Source organism: Pseudomonas sp. MPR-R2A5, assembly GCF_058793055.1.
Window position 1 is genome coordinate 1 of the sequence record NZ_JBXAFK010000001.1, and the last position, 20590, is coordinate 20590.

Here is a 20590-nt window from a genome sequence, read left to right on the forward strand (position 1 = left end):
CCGCGTCCAAGCCTCAAATGTGTAAACGATGTCCCCGGTTTCAGATGTAAACGATGTCTACGGTTCTACACCCCGATGACGGTGGGTCAGTCAAGTAGATGTCGACTGACACACCGCCATCGGGGCAAGCCCCCTCCCACATTGGATGTGTGGTGTTCTCAGGCCTTGAGGGTTTTCACGCCTTCGGGCGTGCCCAGCAACAGCACATCAGCCGGACGCGCAGCGAACAGGCCGTTGGTGACCACGCCGACGATGGCGTTGATTTGAGTCTCAAGCTCCACCGGGTTGGTGATTTGCATGTTGAACACGTCGAGGATGATGTTGCCGTTGTCGGTCAACACGCCTTCGCGGTACACCGGGTCGCCGCCCAGTTTCACCAGTTCGCGGGCCACGTGGCTGCGGGCCATGGGGATCACTTCCACCGGCAGCGGGAACGCGCCGAGCACCGGCACCAGCTTGCTGGCGTCGGCGATGCAGATAAAGGTCTTGGCCACGGCCGCGACGATCTTCTCGCGGGTCAGGGCCGCGCCGCCGCCCTTGATCAGGTTCAGGTGCGCGTCGCTTTCATCGGCACCGTCGACATAGAACTCCAGGTCGCTCACGGTATTGAGCTCGTACACCGGAATGCCATGGCCCTTGAGGCGTGCGGCGGTGGCTTCGGAGCTGGCCACGGCGCCATCGAATGCGCCCTTGTGCTTGGCCAGCGCATCGATAAAGCAGTTGGCGGTGGAGCCGGTGCCGACACCGACGATGCTCTTGTCGTCGAGTTTAGGAAGGATTAAATCGACGGCGGCCTGGGCCACTGCCTGTTTGAGTTGATCCTGGGTCATGCGGGCTCCGGAACGGGCGGGGAGTAAAGAGGGCGCGAGTATAACCCAACAAAACCTCGGGATTCGTGTGGTCGTACGGCCAAAAGCCGGGTTAGACTCCTCGACCCTGCCCAACCCGCCCAGTGATGCTTTCCGATGCTTGAACAGTACGTCAAAAAGATCCTCACCTCGCGCGTTTACGACGTTGCCGTGGAAACTCCATTGCAGACCGCCCGCCAGCTCTCCGAGCGGCTGGGCAACAAGGTCTGGCTCAAGCGTGAAGACTTGCAGCCGGTGTTCTCATTCAAGATTCGCGGTGCGTATAACAAGCTGACCCAGTTGACGGACGAAGAGCGTGCGCGCGGCGTGGTCACCGCCTCGGCCGGCAACCATGCCCAGGGCCTGGCCCTGGCAGCCAAGGTGCTGGGGGTCAAGGCCACTATCGTAATGCCCAAGACCACCCCGGAGATCAAGGTCGAAGGCGTGCGCTCCCGTGGCGGCAAGGTGGTGCTGCACGGTGATTCCTTCCCGGAAGCCCTGGCCTACTCGCTGAAGCTGGTCGATGAAAAAGGCTACGTCTACATCCACCCCTATGACGATCCGCACACCATTGCCGGGCAGGGCACTGTGGCCATGGAGATCCTGCGCCAGCACCCAGGGCCGTTGGATGCGATCTTCGTTCCGGTGGGCGGCGGCGGGCTGATCGCGGGTATCGCGGCGTACGTGAAATACCTGCGCCCGGAAATCAAGATCATCGGCGTCGAGCCGGACGACTCCAACTGCCTGCAAGCCGCGATGGCGGCGGGCGAACGTGTGGTATTGCCGACCGTGGGCATTTTTGCCGATGGCGTGGCCGTGGCGCAGATCGGCCAGTACACCTTCGATATCTGCAAGGACTATGTGGATGAAGTGATCACCGTCAGCACCGATGAAATCTGTGCGGCGATCAAGGACATCTACGACGATACCCGTTCGATCACCGAGCCGGCCGGCGCGCTGGGCGTGGCCGGTATCAAGAAGTACGTCGAGACCCGTGGCATCACCGGGCAAACCCTGGTGGCCATCGACTCGGGGGCCAACGTCAACTTCGACCGCCTGCGCCATGTGGCCGAGCGCGCTGAGTTGGGTGAGGGGCGCGAAGCCATTATCGCCGTGACCATCCCGGAAAAACCGGGCAGCTTCAAAGCGTTCTGCGAGGCCGTGGGCAAGCGCCAGATCACCGAATTCAACTACCGCTACCACTCCGGCAGCGAGGCGCACATCTTTGTCGGCGTGCAGACCCACCCGGAAAACGACCCGCGCAGCGCGTTGATCGCCAGCCTCACCGGCAAGGGCTTTCCGGTGCTGGACCTGACCGAAAACGAGCTGGCCAAGTTGCACATCCGCCATATGGTTGGCGGGCATGCGGCCAAAGTCAGCGATGAAGTGGTGTTGCGCTTCGAGTTCCCGGAGCGCCCCGGCGCGCTGTTCAACTTCCTGAATAAGCTGGGCGGGCGCTGGAATATCTCGATGTTCCACTATCGCAACCATGGCGCGGCTGATGGCCGTGTGGTCGCCGGCTTGCAAGTGCCGGCGGACGAGCGCCACTTGGTGCCTGCAGCCCTTGAAGCCATCGGCTACCCGTACTGGGATGAAAGTGATAACCCGGCGTACCAACTGTTCCTCGGTTGAACGACTACGCTGATTGGGCGGCCTTTAAGGAATCGAAACCATGGAAACCCTGACCACCCTGAAAGTTATCCACATTGCGGCCACTGCGTTATTGCTGCTCAGCGGCCTGGGCCTGGCACTGCTGGCCTGGCGCAAACGCAGTGCCGGCCCGGCGGTTACCGTGCAACGCCCATGGGTGTTCGTGTGGTTGCTGATGGGGGTCTGCCTGCTCAGCATGCCGTTTACCGGCTGGTGGCTGGCGCACTTGATCGGCTGGCCGCTGGGGCAGACCTGGATCCTGGGCTCCAGCATCCTCTACACCGTCGCGGCGCTGGCCTGGTTCTGGCTGGTGGCGCGGCTCAATCGCCTGCGCAAGGGCGAGGGCGGCAGCCTGAATTTCACCCTGGTCCTGGCAGTGGTCAGCCTGGTGGGGTTTGTAGCGATTGCGGGGTTGATGGGCGCCAAGCCGGTTTAGGGTTTTAGACCGCGCCTACCTTATCGGGAGGCAAGCCCCTCCCACATGTTGATTTGTGAATGCGCTCGAGTGTGGGAGGGGCTTGCCCCCGATAGGGCCATCAGCTACGCAGCGTAATCACCGGCCAACCACGCTTCTCGGCTTCAGCGCGCAGATTCGGATCCGGATCCACCGCCACCGGATGCGTCACCTGCTCCAACAGCGGCAGGTCATTCATCGAGTCGCTATAGAAGTAACTGCCTTCCAGGCTATGCCCAGTCTCTTCCAGCCAACGATTCAAGCGTGTCACCTTGCCTTCACGGAAGCACGGCACATCGGTGCTGCGCCCGGTGTAGCGGCCGTCTTCCATCTCGCATTCGGTGGCGATCAGGGCGTCTACGCCCAGGCGTGCGGCAATTGGCGCGGTGACGAACCGGTTGGTGGCGGTGATGATCACCAACTTGTCCCCGGCATCGCGGTGTTTGGCCAGCAGTTCCAATGCCTGCGGCAACATGATCGGCTCGATGCAGTCGCGCATATAGTCGTTGTGCCACTCGTCCAGCTGGGCCATCTCGGTGCGGCCGAGGATTTCCAGGCAAAAGTTCAGGTAGGCCGCGTTATCCAGTTGGCCGGCCAGGTAGTCCTGGTAGAACTCATCGTTGCGAGCCTTGTAGGCCACCGGGTCGAGAATCCCGCGTTCGCAGAGGTAATCGCCCCAGGCGTGATCGCTGTCACCCCCCAGGAGCGTGTTGTCCAAGTCGAATAAAGCCAGGCGCATTGCAGTTACTCGCTGAAAAGTCTGTAAAAAGGCGTCCAGAATACGGTCTTTTCACAAGAGTGCACATAAGGTAAGAAGCCTCGTTGCCGCTGGATCAACCTTTGTGGAACAATGCGGCGACATGCGTTTGCGAGGTTGTTGCCGTGATCGACCCCGATGGTTTCCGTCCTAATGTCGGGATTATTCTTACGAATGATGCCGGACAGGTGCTATGGGCTCGCCGAATCAACCAAGATGCCTGGCAGTTTCCTCAAGGTGGAATCAACCCCGACGAAACCCCTGAAGACGCCTTGTACCGTGAGTTGAACGAAGAAGTCGGCCTTGAGCGTGAAGATGTGCAAATTCTGGCCTGTACCCGCGGCTGGTTGCGCTATCGTTTGCCGCAACGTCTGGTGCGTACCCACAGCCAACCGCTGTGCATCGGCCAGAAGCAGAAATGGTTTCTCCTGCGCCTGATCTCCAACGAGCAGCGGGTGCGGATGGATTTGACCGGTAAACCGGAGTTCGATGGCTGGCGCTGGGTCAGCTATTGGTACCCGTTGGGCCAGGTGGTGACATTCAAGCGCGAGGTTTATCGTCGCGCTCTCAAAGAGCTTGCCCCGCGCCTTTTAGCGCGCGACTGACGACGGAGTTCGACCCCGAGCCATGCTCAATACGCTGCGCAAGATCGTCCAGGAAGTTAACTCCGCCAAGGATCTCAAGGCGGCGTTGGGGATTATTGTGTTGCGCGTCAAGGAAGCCATGGGCAGCCAGGTCTGCTCGGTTTACCTGCTGGACCCAGAGACCAACCGTTTTGTGCTGATGGCCACCGAGGGCTTGAACAAGCGCTCCATTGGCAAGGTCAGCATGGCACCCAATGAGGGTCTGGTGGGCCTGGTGGGGACGCGTGAAGAACCCCTGAACCTTGAACACGCCGCTGATCACCCGCGGTATCGCTACTTCGCCGAGACCGGTGAAGAGCGCTACGCCTCGTTCCTCGGCGCACCGATTATCCACCACCGCCGCGTCGTTGGCGTGTTGGTCATCCAGCAGAAAGAACGCCGCCAGTTCGACGAAGGTGAAGAAGCCTTCCTCGTGACCATGAGCGCGCAACTGGCCGGGGTTATCGCCCACGCCGAAGCCACGGGCTCGATTCGCGGCCTGGGGCGCCAGGGCAAGGGCATCCAGGAAGCCAAGTTCGTCGGCGTGCCGGGTTCGCCGGGCGCTGCGGTGGGTACGGCGGTGGTCATGCTGCCACCGGCCGACCTCGATGTGGTGCCGGACAAGACCGTCATCGACATCGACGCCGAGATCAGGCTGTTCAAGACCGCCCTCGAAGGCGTGCGCGCCGACATGCGCAACCTGTCGAACAAGCTGGCCACCCAGCTGCGCCCCGAAGAGCGCGCGCTGTTCGACGTGTACCAGATGATGCTCGACGACGCGTCCCTGGGTAACGAAGTCAAGACCGTGATCAAGACTGGCCAGTGGGCCCAGGGCGCGTTGCGCCAGGTGGTCACCGATCACGTCAACCGCTTTGAAATGATGGATGACGCCTACCTGCGTGAACGGGCTTCGGATGTGCGCGACCTGGGTCGCCGTCTGCTGGCTTATCTGCAGGAAGATCGCACCACCAACATGGTCTTCCCCGATAACACCATCCTGGTCAGTGAAGAACTGACGGCCACTCAGCTTGGCGAAGTGCCAGAAGGCAAGCTGGTGGGCCTGGTTTCGGTATTGGGTTCGGGCAACTCCCACGTCGCGATCCTGGCTCGCGCCATGGGCATTCCGACCGTGATGGGCCTGGTGGACTTGCCTTATTCCAAGGTCGACGGCATCGACATGATCGTCGATGGCCATCGTGGCGAGGTCTACACCAACCCCAGCGACGTGCTGCGCAAGCAATTCGCCGAGGTGGTGGAAGAAGAGAAACAACTGGCGCAAGGCCTCGATTCGTTGCGCGAGCTGCCCTGCGTCACCCTCGACGGCCACCGCGTGCCGCTGCTGGTCAACACCGGCCTGCTCGCCGATGTCGCGCGCGCGCAACAGCGTGGGGCCGAAGGGGTGGGACTGTACCGCACCGAAGTGCCGTTCATGATCAACCAGCGTTTCCCGAGTGAGAAGGAGCAGTTGGCGATTTATCGCGAGCAATTGCAGGCCTTCCACCCGTTACCGGTGACCATGCGCAGCCTGGACATCGGCGGCGACAAGTCACTGTCTTATTTCCCGATCAAGGAAGACAACCCCTTCCTCGGCTGGCGCGGTATTCGCGTCACCCTCGACCATCCCGAGATTTTCCTGGTACAAACCCGCGCCATGCTCAAGGCCAGCGAAGGCTTGAATAACCTGCGCATCCTGCTGCCGATGATCTCCGGCACCCATGAGCTGGAAGAGGCCCTGCACCTGATTCACCGTGCCTGGGGCGAAGTGCGCGACGAAGGTGCCGACGTACCGATGCCGCCGATTGGCGTGATGATCGAAATCCCGGCGGCGGTCTACCAGGCCAAGGAGCTGGCGCGGCAGGTGGACTTCCTCTCGGTCGGTTCCAACGACTTGACCCAGTACCTGCTGGCCGTGGACCGCAACAACCCACGGGTGGCCGACCTCTACGACTACCTGCACCCGGCCGTCCTGCAAGCCCTGCAACACGTGGTGCGCGACGCCCATGCCGAAGGCAAGCCGGTGAGCATCTGCGGTGAAATGGCCGGCGACCCGGCCGCAGCGGTGCTGTTGATGGCGATGGGCTTTGACAGCCTGTCGATGAACGCCACCAACTTGCCGAAAGTGAAGTGGATGCTGCGCCAGATCAACCTGAGCCGGGCCAAAGACTTGCTGGCGGAGTTGATGACCATCGACAACCCGCAAGTGATCCACAGCTCGCTGCAATTGGCGCTGAAGAACCTGGGGCTGACGCGGATGATCAATCCGGCTTCCGCCAAGACTCTCTAAAGCCTGGCACCGATCAGAAAGGTGGGAGGGGGCTTGCTCCCTCCCACATTGGTTTTGTGGTGTGCCTAGAGCGTGAGTTCGACTTCGCCGAGTCGGCCACCATGGGGGCCGAAACTACGCTCCACCATCCGCCGCGTGCCATCGGCATTTACAATCAGCGCCGTACTCGCCCGTGTCCCATAACTTGGGCTGGCGATAAACACGCTCGATAACAGGCTTTCAGTCGCCAACCCCACGCCGGTATCCGGCAACTCCGCAAATGGCGCTGTCAGCGGGTCGCTCAAGATCTGCAGCAACGCGTCCGGCTGCGGGTCGTCCAGGACTTCGATCAATGCTGACTTGGCCTTGAGCAGCTTCGGCCAGGGCGTATCCAGCCCTGCATTGGATAGCCCGTACACGCCAGGCGCCAACAGGCTGGGCGCAGTGTCCCGGGCGTTGTAATGCCACAACTCATCCCGCGTGCCCACCAGCAGGTTAAACCCGGCATATTCAATCGATCGGCCGTTAACGTCGGCCAAGTAGTCGTCAATGGGCAGTGAACCGCTGAGAAACCGCGCCACCAATTCACCGCGCGACTTGCGTGCGGGCGGTTGGTGCGGGTCGCGGATATTGGTCAGGGCGGCGAATCGTCCATCGGTATTGACCCCCAGCCAGGTGCCGCCCGCTTCCTGGTCGCGACCGGCGTACACATCGGGCGCATCCAGCCACTGGGCCAGCGGCAGGCTGGGGCGGGCGTAGAACTCATCACGGTTGGCCGCGACGATCAGCGGTTGGGCGTGGCCCGGCCGCCAGGCGAAAACAATCAGGCACATCAGGCGATTCCCCTTTGTGTTTTTTTGTCACTCTACCCACACCGGCAGCGGCGTTCCATCGTATCCAGTTGGGTCGCATGCCTTCCATCCGTTAACATGCCGGACTTGGTTGGGGGGCTCCCATGGAATTTCTGCTGTATTTGCTGCTGGGTGCCTGTGCGGGCGTGCTCGCCGGGCTGTTTGGCGTGGGGGGCGGGATCATTATCGTGCCGGTGCTGGTGTTCAGTTTCACCTTGCAGGGCTTTGACCCGCAGGTGCTGACCCACCTGGCCGTGGGCACTTCCCTGGCGACGATCATATTTACCTCGATCAATGCCGTGCGTGAGCATCACCGACGCGGCGCGGTGCGTTGGCCGATATTCGTGTGGATGACGGTCGGCATCTTGATCGGCGCAGGCTTCGGCGCGCTGACGGCCGAGGCGATCTCCGGCCCGCATTTGCAGAAGATCATTGGCGTGTTCGCATTGATCGTCGCCGTGCAGCTGGCCCTGGAGGTCAAGCCCAAGGCCAGCCGGACGGTACCCGGCAAGGTCGGCCTGACCCTGGCCGGTACGGTGATCGGCTGGGCCTCGGCGATTTTCGGCATCGGCGGCGGCTCGCTGACCGTACCGTTTTTGACCTGGCGCAGCGTGCCGATGCAGCAAGCGGTGGCCACCTCATCGGCCTGCGGCCTGCCGATCGCCGTGGCCAGCGCGTTAAGTTTCATGATTCTGGGCTGGCATGACCCGCTGTTGCCCGCTCATAGTCTAGGGTTCGTGTATTTGCCGGCACTGCTGGGCATTGCCTTGACCAGCATGGTGTTCGCCCGCTTCGGCGCACGCCTGGCGCACCGCTTGTCGCCGCGTCTGTTGAAGCGGCTGTTCGCCGGTCTGTTGTTTTGTGTCGGTTTGAATTTTTTGCTGTAACGCAGGCTTAATCGCGCCCGGGCATGGTCCGGCGCCATAACGAATGATTTAACGAGGAGTCGCAATGCTGCCTTACCCGCAGATCGACCCGGTGGCCCTGGCCATCGGTCCGCTGAAAATCCACTGGTACGGGTTGATGTACCTGATCGGCATCGGCGGCGCCTGGCTGCTGGCCTCTCGGCGTTTGAACCGTTTTGACCCGACCTGGACCAAGGAAAAACTCTCCGACATGGTGTTCTGGCTGTCGATGGGGGTGATTGTCGGCGGGCGACTGGGGTATGTGCTGTTCTACGATCTCTCGGCGTATATCGCCAACCCGACGCTGATCTTCGAAGTGTGGAAGGGCGGCATGGCGTTCCACGGTGGGTTTATCGGCGTGATGATCGCCGCCTGGTGGTTTGGCCGGCGCAACGGCAAGTCGTTTTTCCAACTGATGGATTTCGTCGCACCGCTGGTGCCGATCGGCCTGGGTGCCGGGCGTATCGGTAACTTCATCAACGCCGAGTTGTGGGGCAAGCCGACCGACGTGCCGTGGGCCATGGTGTTCCCGCCGTTCAGCGACCCGGCACAGCTGCCGCGCCATCCGTCGCAGCTTTACCAGTTCGCCCTGGAAGGGGTGGCACTGTTCCTTATCCTGTACCTCTTCTCGCGCAAACCACGTCCCACCATGGCGGTGTCGGGTATGTTCGCGTTGTTCTACGGGATCTTCCGTTTCATCGTCGAGTTCGTGCGCGTGCCGGATGCGCAACTGGGCTACCTGGCGTGGGGCTGGCTGACCATGGGCCAGATCCTCAGCCTGCCGATGATCCTGGCCGGCCTGGGCTTGCTGTGGTGGGCCTACAACCGCCCGCAACCGCTGAAGAACACCGCGCTTTAAATTCGAACGCCGAGGCCTGCGAGGTCTCGGCTTCAACGATACGGGTAATGACATGAAGCAATATCTCGAACTACTGAACGACGTCGTGACCAATGGCCTGACCAAAGGCGACCGTACCGGCACCGGCACCAAGGCCGTGTTCGCCCGTCAGTATCGGCATAACTTGGCCGACGGCTTCCCGTTGCTGACCACCAAGAAGCTTCACTTCAAGAGCATCGCCAACGAGCTGATCTGGATGTTGAGCGGTAACACCAACATCAAGTGGCTGAACGAAAACGGCGTGAGAATCTGGGACGAGTGGGCCACCGAAGAAGGTGACCTGGGCCCGGTGTACGGCGAACAGTGGACCGCCTGGCCGACCAAGGATGGCGGCACGATCAACCAGATCGACTACATGGTGCACACGCTCAAGACCAACCCCAACAGCCGTCGCATCCTGTTCCACGGCTGGAACGTCGAGTACCTGCCGGACGAAACCAAGAGCCCGCAGGAGAACGCGCGCAACGGCAAACAAGCCCTGCCACCGTGCCACCTGCTGTACCAGGCGTTCGTGCATGACGGCCATCTGTCGATGCAGTTGTACATCCGCAGCTCCGACGTGTTCCTCGGCCTGCCCTACAACACCGCCGCGCTGGCGCTGCTGACCCATATGCTGGCGCAGCAATGCGACCTGATCCCTCACGAGATCATCGTCACCACCGGCGACACCCACGCCTACAGCAACCATATGGAACAGATCCGGACCCAGCTGGCGCGCACGCCGAAGAAACTGCCGGAACTGGTGATCAAGCGTAAGCCGGCGTCGATCTACGACTACAGGTTCGAAGACTTTGAAATCGTGGGCTACGACGCCGACCCAAGCATCAAGGCCGACGTGGCTATCTAACGTCGGTCTCGGTTCCACTGTGGGAGGGGGCTTGCCCCCGATTGCAGTATGTCAGCCACCTAATACTTAGCTGATCCACTGCTATCGGGGGCAAGCCCTAATGCCGTTCAGTTAAGCGTACATCGCCTTCTGTAGGAGCGAGCTTGCTCGCGAAAAACGTCAACGATAACGCGTGTTTCCTGAGTGAACGCGGCGCCTGTGAGTTCTTCGCGAGCAAGCTCGCTCCTACAAAAAAGCCTTAACTATGTCAGCCACCTGATACTTAGCTGATCCACTGCTATCGGGGGCAAGCCCCCTCCCGCATTTGATCTGTGTCGCCTTGAGTCAGTGGCCGTGGCTTCTGCCCACGTGCGAAGGCTCAGCCTCGCTGGCAGCGACACCGCCGCTGACCTCCAGCCGCTGCAAAATCCCGCACTGGTCCAGCTCCGGCCCGCTGCCACAGCGCTGGCGCAGGTCGATCAACTGTTCCTGCAACGCCAGCAGCCCATCGATCCGCGCTTTCACATGGTGGATATGCTCGTCGATCAATGCATTCACGTTTTCACACTGGTCCTGCGGGCTGTCGCGCAGCCCGAGCAGGCTGCGGATTTCTTCCAGGGTCATGTCGAGGCTGCGGCAATTGCGGATAAATACCAGCCGTTCGGTGTGCGCCTGGGTGTACACACGGTAGTTGGCCTCGGTGCGCGCCGGGGGCGGCAGCAGGCCTTCCTTCTCGTAATAACGGATGGTTTCCACCGGGCAGTCGGTCAGTTTGGCCAGTTCGCCGATCTTCATCGCAGCAATCTCCAAATGGGTGCTTGACCCTATAGTGGCTACAGGGTCTTTACTTGGCAACAGGCACCTTACGGACGCGACCTGATGAGCGACTCCTTCCACACCCCGCATAAGCATGACCACGATCACGATCACGACCATGAGCACGATCATGCGCCGAAGAAACTTACGCCCGTGCATGATCACGGCCATGGCGGCTCCTGCTGCTACGGTACCCCGGCGCCTGCATTGGTGCGACTGAGCGATGCCCAGACCGCCGGCTCACGCCTGAGCACCTTCCGTATCGAAGCCATGGACTGCCCCACCGAGCAAACGCTGATCCAGAACAAACTGGGCAAGTTGGCCGGCGTGCAGCAACTGGAGTTCAACCTGATCAACCGCATACTCGGCGTCACCCATGACCTGCCGAGCACCGCGTCGATTGTCGAGGCCATCAAATCCCTGGGCATGCACGCCGATCCGATCGAAGAGGGCGTCCCGGCCGCCGAGCCGCCAGCCAAGAAGCACTGGTGGCCGCTGGCGTTGTCTGGCGTGGGCGCACTGGGCGCCGAAGTGTTGCACTTTACCAATGCCGCGCCGACCTGGGTGATCGCCATCGTGGCGCTGGTATCGATCCTCAGTGGCGGCCTCACCACCTATAAAAAGGGTTGGATAGCCCTGAAAAACCTCAACCTGAACATCAACGCGCTGATGAGTATCGCGGTCACCGGCGCGATCCTGATTGGCCAGTGGCCGGAAGCGGCGATGGTGATGTTCCTGTTCACTGTGGCCGAGTTGATCGAAGCCAAGTCCCTGGACCGGGCGCGCAACGCGATCAGCGGCTTGATGCAGATGACGCCGGAGCAGGCAACGGTACGGCAGGCGGATGGATCGTGGGGCGTACAACCAGTCAAAAACATCGAACTGGGTGCAATCGTGCGGGTTCGACCTGGCGAGCGCATTGGCCTGGACGGCGAAGTTACCGCCGGCCAATCCACTGTCGACCAGGCGCCGATCACCGGCGAAAGCCTGCCGATTGAGAAGGCTGCGGGCGATAAGGTCTTTGCCGGCACTATCAACCAGGCCGGCTCCCTGGAATACAAGGTGACGGCGGCAGCCAACAATTCCACGCTGGCGCGGATCATTCACGCGGTGGAACAGGCCCAGGGCGCGCGTGCACCGACCCAGCGCTTTGTCGACAGCTTTGCCAGGATCTACACCCCGGCTGTGTTCCTGTTCGCGCTGGGCGTGGCGTTGATCCCGCCGCTGTTCATGGCCGGCATGTGGTTTGACTGGATCTACCGCGCGCTGGTGCTGCTGGTGGTCGCCTGCCCCTGCGCGCTGGTGATCTCCACCCCGGTGACCATTGTCAGCGGCCTGGCCGCCGCGGCGCGCAAAGGCATCCTGATCAAGGGCGGCGTGTACCTGGAGGGCGGTTACAAGCTCGACTACCTGGCCCTCGACAAGACCGGCACCCTTACCCACGGCAAGCCGGTGCAAACCGATTACCTGGCGCTGTTCCCGAATGTCGAAGACAGCGCACCGGCCCTGGCCGCGAGTTTGGCCGCGCGGTCCGATCACCCGGTGTCCCTGGCGATCGCCTTGGCGGCTGTGGATAAAAACCTGGCGACCCACGCTGTGGATAACTTCGCAGCGCTGGCCGGTCGCGGTGTGCGCGGCGATATCAACGGTCAAACCTACCACCTGGGCAACCACCGCCTGGTGGAAGACCTGGGCCTGTGTTCGCCAGCCCTGGAAGAAAAACTCTTCGCCCTGGAAAAACAAGGCAAGTCCGTGGTGCTGCTGCTCGACACATCCGGCCCGCTGGCGCTGTTCGCCGTGGCCGATACGGTCAAGGACAGCAGCCGCGAAGCCATCCAGCAGTTGCATGAGCTGGGCATCAAGACCCTGATGCTCACCGGCGACAACACCCATACCGCCCAGGCGATCGCAGCCCAGGTCGGCATCGACCAGGCCCAGGGCGACCTGTTGCCCACCGATAAGCTGCAAGCCATCGAAACCCTCTACGGCCAAGGCCACCGCGTGGGCATGGTCGGCGACGGCATCAACGACGCCCCGGCCCTGGCTCGCGCCGAGATCGGTTTTGCCATGGCCGCCGCAGGCACGGACACCGCCATCGAGACCGCCGACGTCGCCTTGATGGATGATGACTTGCGCAAGATTCCCGCATTCATTCGGTTGTCGCGGCAAACGTCGAGTATCCTCAAGCAGAACATCGCCCTGGCGCTGGTGATCAAGGCCATCTTCCTGGCCGTTACCTTCCTGGGCATGGCCACCATGTGGATGGCGGTGTTCGCCGACATGGGCGTGAGCCTGCTGGTGGTATTCAATGGCCTGCGCCTGCTGCGCAAATAGACGATGAGAGGGTGGTGTGCTGAGTGCCGAGCTGAAGGCGTTTTATCTGGTCGCCCGCCTGGGCAGCATCACCCAGGCGGCGAAAAAACTCGGCCTGAGCCAGCCCACCGTCACCACCCAGGTGCGCAACCTGGAGAGCCAATACGGCGTTGAGTTGTTCTACCGTGGCGGCCGCCGTCTCACCGTCAGCGACGAAGGCGCGCGCCTGTTGCCGATGGTCAAGACGCTGTTGCAGCAGGAAGCGGACATCGAGTTTTTCCTGCGCAACAGCGGTCAGGTCCAAGGGGCGCTGAGGATTGCCGCGACGGCGCCGTATTACATCCTCGACCTGGTCAAAGCCTTTCGCGAACGCCTGCCGCACGTGGAGGTGTCGGTGGAAATCGGCAACTCCCAGCAGGTGCTCGAGGCCCTGGACGATTACCGTGTAGACGTCGCTGCCTCCTCGCAGTTGCTGGAAGACCCCCGTTTGATCCGCCGCGTATTGGGCACCGACCCCCTGGTGCTGGCGGTGCATCGCAACCATCCCCTGGCCAAACTGGATCATGTGCCGTTGACCGCGCTCGCCGGCCATACGCTGTTGATGCGTGAGGCGGGTTCTACCACGCGACGGCTGACGGAAGAGATGCTGCAAGGCGCCGGTGTGAGTTATGGGCCGCTGCTGGAAATCGGCAGTCGCGAGTCGATTCGCGAAGCAGTGCTGCGCAATATCGGCATCAGCATCATCGCCCGCCAGGAAGTGCCCCATGACCCGCAGTTACGGGTGCTGACCATCGAGCATGCACCGCAGATTCCGGAATATCTCTACTGCCTCAAGGAAAGAAAAGGCGCTCGGTTGCCGGCGGCGTTTTTGGGGTTGGCGCAGGAAATGTCGCCGATCTGAAGCCTTGTGGTTGCTTTGGGGACCAATCGGGGGCAAGTCGAATCGTCGCACCGCCCCTCCCACAGGGGACCGCATTTCCATGTTGGAACTCGGTCAATGTGGGAGGCTTGCCCCCGATTGCGGTAAACCAGGCAACCCATCTCTGAATGGCCTACCCAAATCCACCAATACCACTATCGCCATGTTTTGCCTTTCTGCCACACCAGGGACGCATTGGCTGCCTAGCATGGCCCTCATCCGTTTGATGAGGTGCCTCCATGAACACAGCCCTGAGCAACCCCGGCGCGCCAATGAAGGTGCGCGGTGTCCAGAAACGCTTCGGCGCCTTTACCGCGCTGGACAACGTGTCCCTGGACGTCGCCGCCGGCGAGCTGGTGTGTCTGCTGGGCCCGTCGGGTTGCGGCAAGACCACCTTGCTGCGTTGCATCGCCGGCCTGGAGCGCCAGGACAGCGGTGAACTGTACCTGGGCAGCCGGGATGTTTCCCTGCTGCCGCCCCAGGCACGGGACTACGGCATTCTGTTCCAGTCCTACGCGTTGTTTCCCAACCTCAGCGTCGAAGCCAATATTGGCTACGGCCTTACCGGCAGCGGCCGTGATGAAGTGCGCCAGCGTGTCGGGCAGATGCTCGAACTGGTGGGCCTGGTCGGCAGTGAAAAGAAATACCCAGGCCAACTGTCCGGTGGCCAACAGCAGCGTGTCGCCCTGGCCCGTGCGCTGGCGCCAGCACCGTCGTTGCTGCTGCTGGACGAGCCGATGTCGGCCCTCGATGCCCGTGTCCGCGAGCATTTATGCACCGAGTTGCGCCAACTGCAACGGCGCCTGGGCATCACCACCCTGATGGTCACCCATAATCAGGATGAGGCCATGTTGATGGCCGACCGCATCGCCGTGATGAACAACGGCAAGGTCGAGCAATACGCCACGCCCCAGGAAATCTATGATCGCCCGGCCACGCCGTTCGTGGCCGAGTTTGTCGGCCAGGGCAATTGGCTGCCGTTCAGCCGCAACAGCGCGAGTCACGCCCAGGTCGGCGGGATGAACATGCGCCTGGCCGACGACGCGGGTGTGGCTTCCTCCGGCCGCCTGTTCTGCCGCCCGGAAGCGATCAGCGTCAACCCACCGGTGCATGAAGAAAACCTGTTCCCGGCCAAGGTCCGCGAGATCACCTTCCTGGGTAACCGCTGCCGCATGAGCTTTGAACTGGAGCAGTTGCCTGGGCATCCGCTGTTGGCCGAGCTGGCCCCGGAAGCCATGCCACGCCTGGGCGCCCAGCACATCTGGGTCGCCTTGCCGCCGCGTAGCCTGCAGGTGTTTGCCTGAGATGGCCGTTGATATGAGCTTGCCGATACCGCGCCAGGTTTCCCGTGCGGAAACCGGCGACCGCCTTTTTGTGCTCGGCGGCAAACTGTTGTGGCTGTGCCTGCTGGGTGTCGCGGTCCTGCTACCGCTGTTGGCGATCTTCTGGCGTGGCTTCAGCAGCGAGGCGGGGCAGGGCGGTGGCCTGGTCGCTGCGCGAGAGCTGGTGAGCAGCGCCAACTTTCATTGGCTGTTGGGCAATAGCCTGAAAGTTTCCCTTAGCGTGGCGGCTATCGTCGTACCGCTGGCCTACCTGTTTGCCTACGCGCTGCAACGCACCCTGATTCCCGGCAAGGCCATCTGGCGTGGCCTGTCGTTACTGCCGTTGATGGCACCGTCGATGCTGCCGGGGATTGCGTTGGTGTACCTGTTTGGTAACCAGGGCCTGTTACGTGGCCTGCTCTCGGAGAATATCTACGGCTTCTGGGGCATTGTCCTCGGCGAAGTGATCTACACCTTCCCACATGCCTTGATGATCCTGTTGTCAGCGCTTTCCTTGGCGGATGCTCGGTTATTCGACGCGGCATCGAGCATGGGCGCCAGCCCCGCCCGAGCATTTCGCAGCATCACCTGGCCGGCCACGCGCCAGGCGGTGTTTGCCGCGTTCTGCCTGGTGTTCACCTTGACCATCACCGACTTCGGCGTGCCCGTGGTGGTCGGCGGCGATTATCAGGTGTTGGCGCTGGAAGCCTACAAGGCGGTGGTGGGCCAGCAACAGTTCGGCCGCGGTGCGTTGATTGGCATGGTGTTGCTGCTGCCGGCGCTGTTCAGCTTTGGCGTGGACGCCTGGTTACGTCGTCGGCAGGGTGATTCGATGAGTGGCCGCGCCCAGGTGTTCCAACCCGCGCCATCGCGGCTGCGGGACGCCTGCTACCTGGCCATTGTGCTGGGGATGTGTGCCGTGTTGCTGCTGGTGTTCGGCATGGCGGTGTACTCCTCGCTGGTGAAGTTCTGGCCGTACAACCTGTCGCTGTCGCTCAACCACTACCAGTTCGAAGACACGGCCGGCGGCGGCTGGCTGGCCTATCGCAACAGCCTGACCCTGGCACTGTGCACCGCGTTGATCGGCAGCGTGCTGATCTTCACCGGCGCCTACCTGATGGAAAAGACCCAGGGCCAGAAGGGCCTCAACCTGGCGCTGCGCCTGCTCAGTTTTGTGCCGATGGCCGTGCCGGGCTTGGTGTTGGGCCTGGGTTATGTGTTCTTCTTCAACCTCAACGGCAACCCGCTGCATGTGTTCTACGGGACCATGACCTTGCTGGTGGTGTGCACCATCGCGCACTACCTGACCACTGCCCAGATGACCGCGACCACTGCCCTGCGCCAGCTGGACGCCGAGTTCGAAGCCGCTGCGCTGTCCCTCAAGGCGCCGCTTTATCGCCACTACCTGCGGGTGACCGTGCCGATTTGCCTGCCGGCACTGCTGGATATCGTGCGCTACCTGTTTGTGTCGGCGATGACCACGGTGTCGGCGGCAATTTTTCTCTACAGCCCCGACACCATTCTCGCCGCCGTCGCCGTGCTGAACATGGACGACGCCGGCAACGTGGGCGGCGCGGCGGCCATGTCGACCCTGATCCTGTTCACTTCGGCCGCCGTCTCGCTGCTGCTGGCGTGGGCCTCACGCGGCCTGTTGCGTCGCTCCCAAGCCTGGCGTCAAACCGCGCCCGGTCAATAACCCTCGATAAAGGAAGTGCACCATGTTCAAGCCCCTGGCGCTGGCCGCTGCTGTACTCAGCGTATTCAGCCTGAATGCCTTTGCCGCGAAAACCGAGCTGACCGTGTACACGGCCCTCGAAGCCGAGCAGTTGAAGACCTACAAGCAGGCCTTCGAGAAGGCCAACCCGGATATCGATATCAAATGGGTGCGCGACTCCACCGGCATCATCACCGCCAAGCTGCTGGCCGAAAAAGCTCGCCCGCAAGCCGACGTAGTGTGGGGCCTGGCCGCGTCGAGCCTGGCGATTCTCGATCAGCAGGGCATGCTGGACAACTACGCGCCCAAGGACCTGGACAAGATCGGCAAGCACTACCGTGACGCCGCCAACCCACCGGCCTGGGTCGGCATGGATGTGTGGGCCGCGACCATTTGCTTCAACACTGTCGAAGCCGAGAAACAGGGCCTGACCAAGCCGGTGAGCTGGCAGGACCTGACCAAGCCCGAGTACAAGGGCAAGATCGTCATGCCCAACCCGGCATCGTCCGGCACCGGCTTCCTGGATGTGAGCGCCTGGCTGCAAACCTTCGGCGAGAAGCAGGGCTGGCAGTACATGGACGACTTGCACCAGAACATCGGCCAATACGTTCACTCCGGCTCCAAGCCCTGCAAGCTGGCGGCTTCCGGTGAATTCCCGATTGGTATTTCCTTTGAGTACCCGGCCGTGCAGCTCAAGCGCCAGGGCGCACCGCTGGACATCATCCTGCCGAAGGAAGGCCTGGGCTGGGACATCGAAGCCACCGCCGTGATCAAGGGTTCCGCCCACGCCGATGCGGCGAAAAAACTCGCCGACTTCTCTGCCAGCCCCGCCGCGATGGACCTGTACAAAGAAAATTTTGCGGTCCTTGCCCAGCCGGGCATCGCCAAGCCGCAAACCGAACTGCCGGCCGACTACGAGCAGCGCCTGATCAAGAACGACTTTGGCTGGGCGTCGAAGAATCGCGACAGCATCTTGACCGAGTGGCGTAAGCGCTATGACGGCAAGTCGGAGAAGGTCGCGGGTCAGTAAGGCTTTCGTTAGGGCTACTGGCCTCATCGGGGGCAAGCCCCCGATAGCGGTCTTGAAAACAGGACATCACTCAATGACACACCACAGCGACCTGCTGATCGTCGGCGCCGGCATCCTCGGCCTGTCCCACGCCTACGCCGCTGCCAGGCGCGGGCTCAAGGTCAGGGTGTTCGAGCGCAGCGCCACCCCGCTGGGCGCCTCCGTGCGCAACTTTGGCCAGGCGCTGGTCACTGGCCAACCACCGGGGCCGATGCTCGACCTGGCTCGGGAGAGCCGCGCGATCTGGGACCAATGGGCACAACTCGCCAGCCTGCAACTCAAGCGCAATGGTTCTTACCTGTTCGCGCGAACCGAAGCGGAAGAACATCTGCTGGAAGCCTTCTGTGCCGGCCGCGCGCAGGAGCACGGCTATCACGTCGAACTGCTGCAAGGCGCGGCAATGAAGGACCTGTACGGCGGCCAGTTCCGCCATCACCGCGCCGCGCTGCATGGCAAGGACGATCAGCAACTGTATTCGCGCGAAGCGATCCCGGCGCTGATCAACTACCTTCGCCGTGAACTGAAGGTGGAGTTTCACTTTTCCACCCTGGTGCGCGATGTGGAACCGGGCCAGTTGCACAGCACGGCCGGCAGCTTTCGTGGCGAGCAGATCATCGTGTGTTCCGGCCATGACTACCAAACCCTGCTGGCCGAGGCCATCGCCGAACTCAACCCGCAGATCTGCCGGCTGCAAATGCTGCGCGCCCGGCCTGCACTCAACCTTAACCTGCAACACGCCTTGCTCACCGGCCTCAGTTGCGTGCACTACGGTGCGTTTGCCGACTTGCCGGAAGCGGCGGCGGTACAGGCGCAGATCCTGCGGGAGGCACCGTACCTGCATGAACACGGCATCCACCTGCTGATCAGCCCGACGCCCCATGGTGAGCTGATCATCGGCGATTCCCATGATTACGGCAGCGATCCGTCGCCGTTCAACGCCGAACACGTGGATAACTGGTTGGTTGAGCTGGCCGAGCACGCCTTGGGGTGCAGGATCCAGGTGGTGGAGCGCTGGCAGGGTGTCTATGGCTCGCGCGGGCCGGGACCGTTTTCATTCCTGCGTGCTGCTCCAGGGGTGAGCGCGGCGTTGATGCACACCGGTGTAGGCATGAGCGTGGGGCCGGCGATGGCCGAGCGAAATATCAGTGCGTTGTGGGGGGCGGCATGATGAACCCGGAACAGGCAATCGCCGAGGTGTTTGGCTTGTACGAGCAGCACGGCGCGGCGGATTACATCGGCGAGCCGGTGTCGCAGATCGAGCACATGTCCCAAGCCGCTCAGTTGGCCATGGCCGAGGGCTTTGATGATGAAGTGGTGTTGGCGGCGTTCTTCCACGATATCGGCCATCTCTGCGGCCAGGGCGGCGAGAGCATGGGCGGTTATGGCGTGGCCAGCCATGAGCGGCTGGGCGCCGATTACCTGCGCCGCGTCGGTTTCAGCGAGCGCCTGGCGCGGCTGGTGGAATATCACGTCGAGGCCAAGCGCTACCTGACCTTCAGCCAGCCGGACTACTACGCCCGGTTGAGCGAAGCCAGCCGCCGCACGCTGGCGTATCAAGGCGGGGCAATGACGCCTGACGAAGCGCGGGCGTTCGAGCAAGACCCGCTCTACGCGATCAGTCTGCGTCTGCGCCACTGGGACGAACAGGCCAAGCAAGCGCAGGTGCCGGTGCTCGACCTGCAGCTACTCAAGGCCAAGGCCGCGCGGCTACTGGCTGCGTAGATTGGCCTTACGCCAAATGCAGATGCGCCGCCTAGAGCCCCTGAGGTCGGATCACTAAGGTGGCTTGCTTCTTCAATCCAAGGAGCAACGCTGATGCGCTACTTAAAAGTGACGGCCCAGGACATGAGCGGCAACGGTCGGGCAGACACCGTCATCCTGCACTTCTATGAGCAGCAGGCTGGCCGTCCCGATGAACTGATCCACGAGATCTTCGCCGTGGACATGAGCGCGGACGGTCGGGTCGACCTGCAATGGGCGGACGATCTGAACCCGGTCACCCGCCCCTGTCGGCTGGAAAAACAGCGGGTGGACACTTTCGCCGACTGCTTTTTGAAGTTGAACTGGTTCAATCGGCGCAGCCACTGGCAGCGCACGTTGACGCTGTACGTCGATCATTACGCCAAGGCCGGCACGCCCAACGCGGTCAAGCTGGAATTCCAAGAGCGCACGGCGTCGCAGTGCAAGGGTTCGCTGATCTACAAGGCGGCGGCCTATGACGGCGATGGCGACGGGGTGCTGGAATCGTTTACCAACAGTGACATCGACCGCGACGGTATTGCGGACAAGGCCGATAAAGAGCTGATCCGCACGTTATGCACGACCTTTCTGGGCTTTGAGTGGTACGCGCGTCAATAAGCCG

Annotated in this window: 19 protein-coding genes; 15 read left to right on the forward strand and 4 right to left on the reverse strand. The window is 62.1% G+C overall.

Translation table 11 applies throughout. The annotated features are described in order from the left end of the window. Positions 1 to 158: 158 nt before the first annotated feature. Positions 159 to 830 (reverse strand): ribose-5-phosphate isomerase RpiA, encoded by a 672-nt coding sequence (rpiA, locus tag AC1Q6I_RS00005; protein ID WP_024077955.1) that lies wholly within the window; start codon positions 828 to 830, stop codon positions 159 to 161. Between the two features lie 135 nt (positions 831 to 965). Between rpiA and ilvA the strand changes: the two genes are divergently transcribed. Together ilvA and AC1Q6I_RS00015 are read left to right on the forward strand one after the other, a co-directional pair. Next, positions 966 to 2480 carry a threonine ammonia-lyase, biosynthetic gene (gene ilvA, locus AC1Q6I_RS00010; protein ID WP_024077954.1) on the forward strand — a complete coding sequence of 505 codons (1515 nt, stop codon included), beginning with the start codon at positions 966 to 968 and terminating at the stop codon, positions 2478 to 2480. A 40-nt stretch (positions 2481 to 2520) separates the two neighbouring features. After that, positions 2521 to 2934 carry a DUF2269 family protein gene (locus AC1Q6I_RS00015; protein WP_024077953.1) on the forward strand — a complete coding sequence of 138 codons (414 nt, stop codon included), beginning with the start codon at positions 2521 to 2523 and terminating at the stop codon, positions 2932 to 2934. 100 nt (positions 2935 to 3034) lie between these two features. On the opposite strand, the gene AC1Q6I_RS00020 is transcribed toward AC1Q6I_RS00015, so the two are convergent. Further along, positions 3035 to 3691, reverse strand: a complete 657-nt coding sequence (locus tag AC1Q6I_RS00020) for a histidinol-phosphatase (RefSeq protein ID WP_024077952.1) — start codon at positions 3689 to 3691, stop codon at positions 3035 to 3037. A gap of 143 nt (positions 3692 to 3834) precedes the next feature. On the opposite strand from AC1Q6I_RS00020, the gene AC1Q6I_RS00025 reads away from it, so the two are divergent. Further along, positions 3835 to 4314, forward strand: coding sequence for an RNA pyrophosphohydrolase (locus AC1Q6I_RS00025; RefSeq protein WP_003176750.1), 480 nt, complete (start codon positions 3835 to 3837; stop codon positions 4312 to 4314). 22 nt (positions 4315 to 4336) lie between these two features. Next, the gene (ptsP, locus tag AC1Q6I_RS00030) at positions 4337 to 6616 is read left to right on the forward strand and encodes a phosphoenolpyruvate--protein phosphotransferase (RefSeq protein WP_102624183.1); all 2280 of its coding nucleotides are present in this window, start codon (positions 4337 to 4339) and stop codon (positions 6614 to 6616) included. 65 nt (positions 6617 to 6681) lie between these two features. Here ptsP and AC1Q6I_RS00035 read toward each other — a convergent pair whose 3' ends face one another. Next, the gene (locus AC1Q6I_RS00035) at positions 6682 to 7428 is read right to left on the reverse strand and encodes an NRDE family protein (protein WP_024077950.1); all 747 of its coding nucleotides are present in this window, start codon (positions 7426 to 7428) and stop codon (positions 6682 to 6684) included. Between the two features lie 122 nt (positions 7429 to 7550). Here AC1Q6I_RS00035 and AC1Q6I_RS00040 point away from each other — a divergent pair, with 122 nt between their 5' ends. The 3 genes from AC1Q6I_RS00040 to AC1Q6I_RS00050 all read left to right on the forward strand — a co-directional run bounded on the left by AC1Q6I_RS00040 (position 7551) and on the right by AC1Q6I_RS00050 (position 10096). Then, positions 7551 to 8333 carry a sulfite exporter TauE/SafE family protein gene (locus tag AC1Q6I_RS00040; RefSeq protein ID WP_069077231.1) on the forward strand — a complete coding sequence of 261 codons (783 nt, stop codon included), beginning with the start codon at positions 7551 to 7553 and terminating at the stop codon, positions 8331 to 8333. Between the two features lie 64 nt (positions 8334 to 8397). Beyond that, positions 8398 to 9210, forward strand: coding sequence for a prolipoprotein diacylglyceryl transferase (gene lgt / locus AC1Q6I_RS00045; RefSeq protein ID WP_024077948.1), 813 nt, complete (start codon positions 8398 to 8400; stop codon positions 9208 to 9210). A gap of 52 nt (positions 9211 to 9262) precedes the next feature. Next, positions 9263 to 10096, forward strand: a complete 834-nt coding sequence (locus AC1Q6I_RS00050) for a thymidylate synthase (RefSeq protein ID WP_024077947.1) — start codon at positions 9263 to 9265, stop codon at positions 10094 to 10096. A 324-nt stretch (positions 10097 to 10420) separates the two neighbouring features. Here the strand turns inward: AC1Q6I_RS00050 and cadR are convergent, their stop codons facing one another. Then, a complete protein-coding gene (gene cadR, locus AC1Q6I_RS00055) occupies positions 10421 to 10870 on the reverse strand; it encodes a Cd(II)/Pb(II)-responsive transcriptional regulator (protein ID WP_024077946.1) in 450 nt (149 codons plus the stop codon). A gap of 84 nt (positions 10871 to 10954) precedes the next feature. Here cadR and AC1Q6I_RS00060 point away from each other — a divergent pair, with 84 nt between their 5' ends. The 8 genes from AC1Q6I_RS00060 (at position 10955) to AC1Q6I_RS00095 (ending at position 20586) form a co-directional block, all read left to right on the forward strand. Beyond that, complete coding sequence (locus AC1Q6I_RS00060; protein ID WP_102624182.1) at positions 10955 to 13225, forward strand: heavy metal translocating P-type ATPase; 2271 nt, start codon at positions 10955 to 10957, stop codon at positions 13223 to 13225. 16 nt (positions 13226 to 13241) lie between these two features. Beyond that, on the forward strand, positions 13242 to 14105 hold the full coding sequence (locus tag AC1Q6I_RS00065; protein WP_024077944.1) for a LysR family transcriptional regulator: 864 nt from the start codon (positions 13242 to 13244) through the stop codon (positions 14103 to 14105). 257 nt (positions 14106 to 14362) lie between these two features. Continuing rightward, positions 14363 to 15427: a putative 2-aminoethylphosphonate ABC transporter ATP-binding protein gene (locus AC1Q6I_RS00070; protein ID WP_102624181.1), complete on the forward strand. Its 1065-nt coding sequence runs from the start codon at positions 14363 to 14365 to the stop codon at positions 15425 to 15427. A gap of 1 nt (position 15428) precedes the next feature. Continuing rightward, positions 15429 to 17141: a putative 2-aminoethylphosphonate ABC transporter permease subunit gene (locus tag AC1Q6I_RS00075; RefSeq protein WP_041161047.1), complete on the forward strand. Its 1713-nt coding sequence runs from the start codon at positions 15429 to 15431 to the stop codon at positions 17139 to 17141. A gap of 22 nt (positions 17142 to 17163) precedes the next feature. Beyond that, positions 17164 to 18189: a putative 2-aminoethylphosphonate ABC transporter substrate-binding protein gene (locus tag AC1Q6I_RS00080; protein WP_024077941.1), complete on the forward strand. Its 1026-nt coding sequence runs from the start codon at positions 17164 to 17166 to the stop codon at positions 18187 to 18189. 73 nt (positions 18190 to 18262) lie between these two features. Next, complete coding sequence (locus tag AC1Q6I_RS00085; protein ID WP_102624180.1) at positions 18263 to 19396, forward strand: TIGR03364 family FAD-dependent oxidoreductase; 1134 nt, start codon at positions 18263 to 18265, stop codon at positions 19394 to 19396. Further along, complete coding sequence (locus AC1Q6I_RS00090) at positions 19396 to 19950, forward strand: phosphonate degradation HD-domain oxygenase (RefSeq protein WP_102624185.1); 555 nt, start codon at positions 19396 to 19398, stop codon at positions 19948 to 19950. Before AC1Q6I_RS00085 ends, AC1Q6I_RS00090 begins: the two co-directional genes overlap by 1 nt. 93 nt (positions 19951 to 20043) lie before the next feature. Continuing rightward, complete coding sequence (locus AC1Q6I_RS00095; protein WP_069077227.1) at positions 20044 to 20586, forward strand: hypothetical protein; 543 nt, start codon at positions 20044 to 20046, stop codon at positions 20584 to 20586. Positions 20587 to 20590: the final 4 nt, after the last annotated feature.

Excerpts from the sequence above, each read along its gene's own strand:
- rpiA (WP_024077955.1), bottom strand. The coding sequence starts at position 830 with ATGACCCAGGATCAACTCAAACAGGCAGTGGCCCAGGCCGCCGTCGAT.
- ilvA (WP_024077954.1), top strand. The coding sequence starts at position 966 with ATGCTTGAACAGTACGTCAAAAAGATCCTCACCTCGCGCGTTTACGAC.
- AC1Q6I_RS00015 (WP_024077953.1), top strand. The coding sequence starts at position 2,521 with ATGGAAACCCTGACCACCCTGAAAGTTATCCACATTGCGGCCACTGCG.
- AC1Q6I_RS00020 (WP_024077952.1), bottom strand. The coding sequence starts at position 3,691 with ATGCGCCTGGCTTTATTCGACTTGGACAACACGCTCCTGGGGGGTGAC.
- ptsP (WP_102624183.1), top strand. The coding sequence starts at position 4,337 with ATGCTCAATACGCTGCGCAAGATCGTCCAGGAAGTTAACTCCGCCAAG.
- AC1Q6I_RS00035 (WP_024077950.1), bottom strand. The coding sequence starts at position 7,428 with ATGTGCCTGATTGTTTTCGCCTGGCGGCCGGGCCACGCCCAACCGCTG.
- AC1Q6I_RS00040 (WP_069077231.1), top strand. The coding sequence starts at position 7,551 with ATGGAATTTCTGCTGTATTTGCTGCTGGGTGCCTGTGCGGGCGTGCTC.
- lgt (WP_024077948.1), top strand. The coding sequence starts at position 8,398 with ATGCTGCCTTACCCGCAGATCGACCCGGTGGCCCTGGCCATCGGTCCG.
- AC1Q6I_RS00050 (WP_024077947.1), top strand. The coding sequence starts at position 9,263 with ATGAAGCAATATCTCGAACTACTGAACGACGTCGTGACCAATGGCCTG.
- cadR (WP_024077946.1), bottom strand. The coding sequence starts at position 10,870 with ATGAAGATCGGCGAACTGGCCAAACTGACCGACTGCCCGGTGGAAACC.
- AC1Q6I_RS00060 (WP_102624182.1), top strand. The coding sequence starts at position 10,955 with ATGAGCGACTCCTTCCACACCCCGCATAAGCATGACCACGATCACGAT.
- AC1Q6I_RS00070 (WP_102624181.1), top strand. The coding sequence starts at position 14,363 with ATGAACACAGCCCTGAGCAACCCCGGCGCGCCAATGAAGGTGCGCGGT.
- AC1Q6I_RS00075 (WP_041161047.1), top strand. The coding sequence starts at position 15,429 with ATGGCCGTTGATATGAGCTTGCCGATACCGCGCCAGGTTTCCCGTGCG.
- AC1Q6I_RS00080 (WP_024077941.1), top strand. The coding sequence starts at position 17,164 with ATGTTCAAGCCCCTGGCGCTGGCCGCTGCTGTACTCAGCGTATTCAGC.
- AC1Q6I_RS00085 (WP_102624180.1), top strand. The coding sequence starts at position 18,263 with ATGACACACCACAGCGACCTGCTGATCGTCGGCGCCGGCATCCTCGGC.
- AC1Q6I_RS00090 (WP_102624185.1), top strand. The coding sequence starts at position 19,396 with ATGAACCCGGAACAGGCAATCGCCGAGGTGTTTGGCTTGTACGAGCAG.
- AC1Q6I_RS00095 (WP_069077227.1), top strand. The coding sequence starts at position 20,044 with ATGCGCTACTTAAAAGTGACGGCCCAGGACATGAGCGGCAACGGTCGG.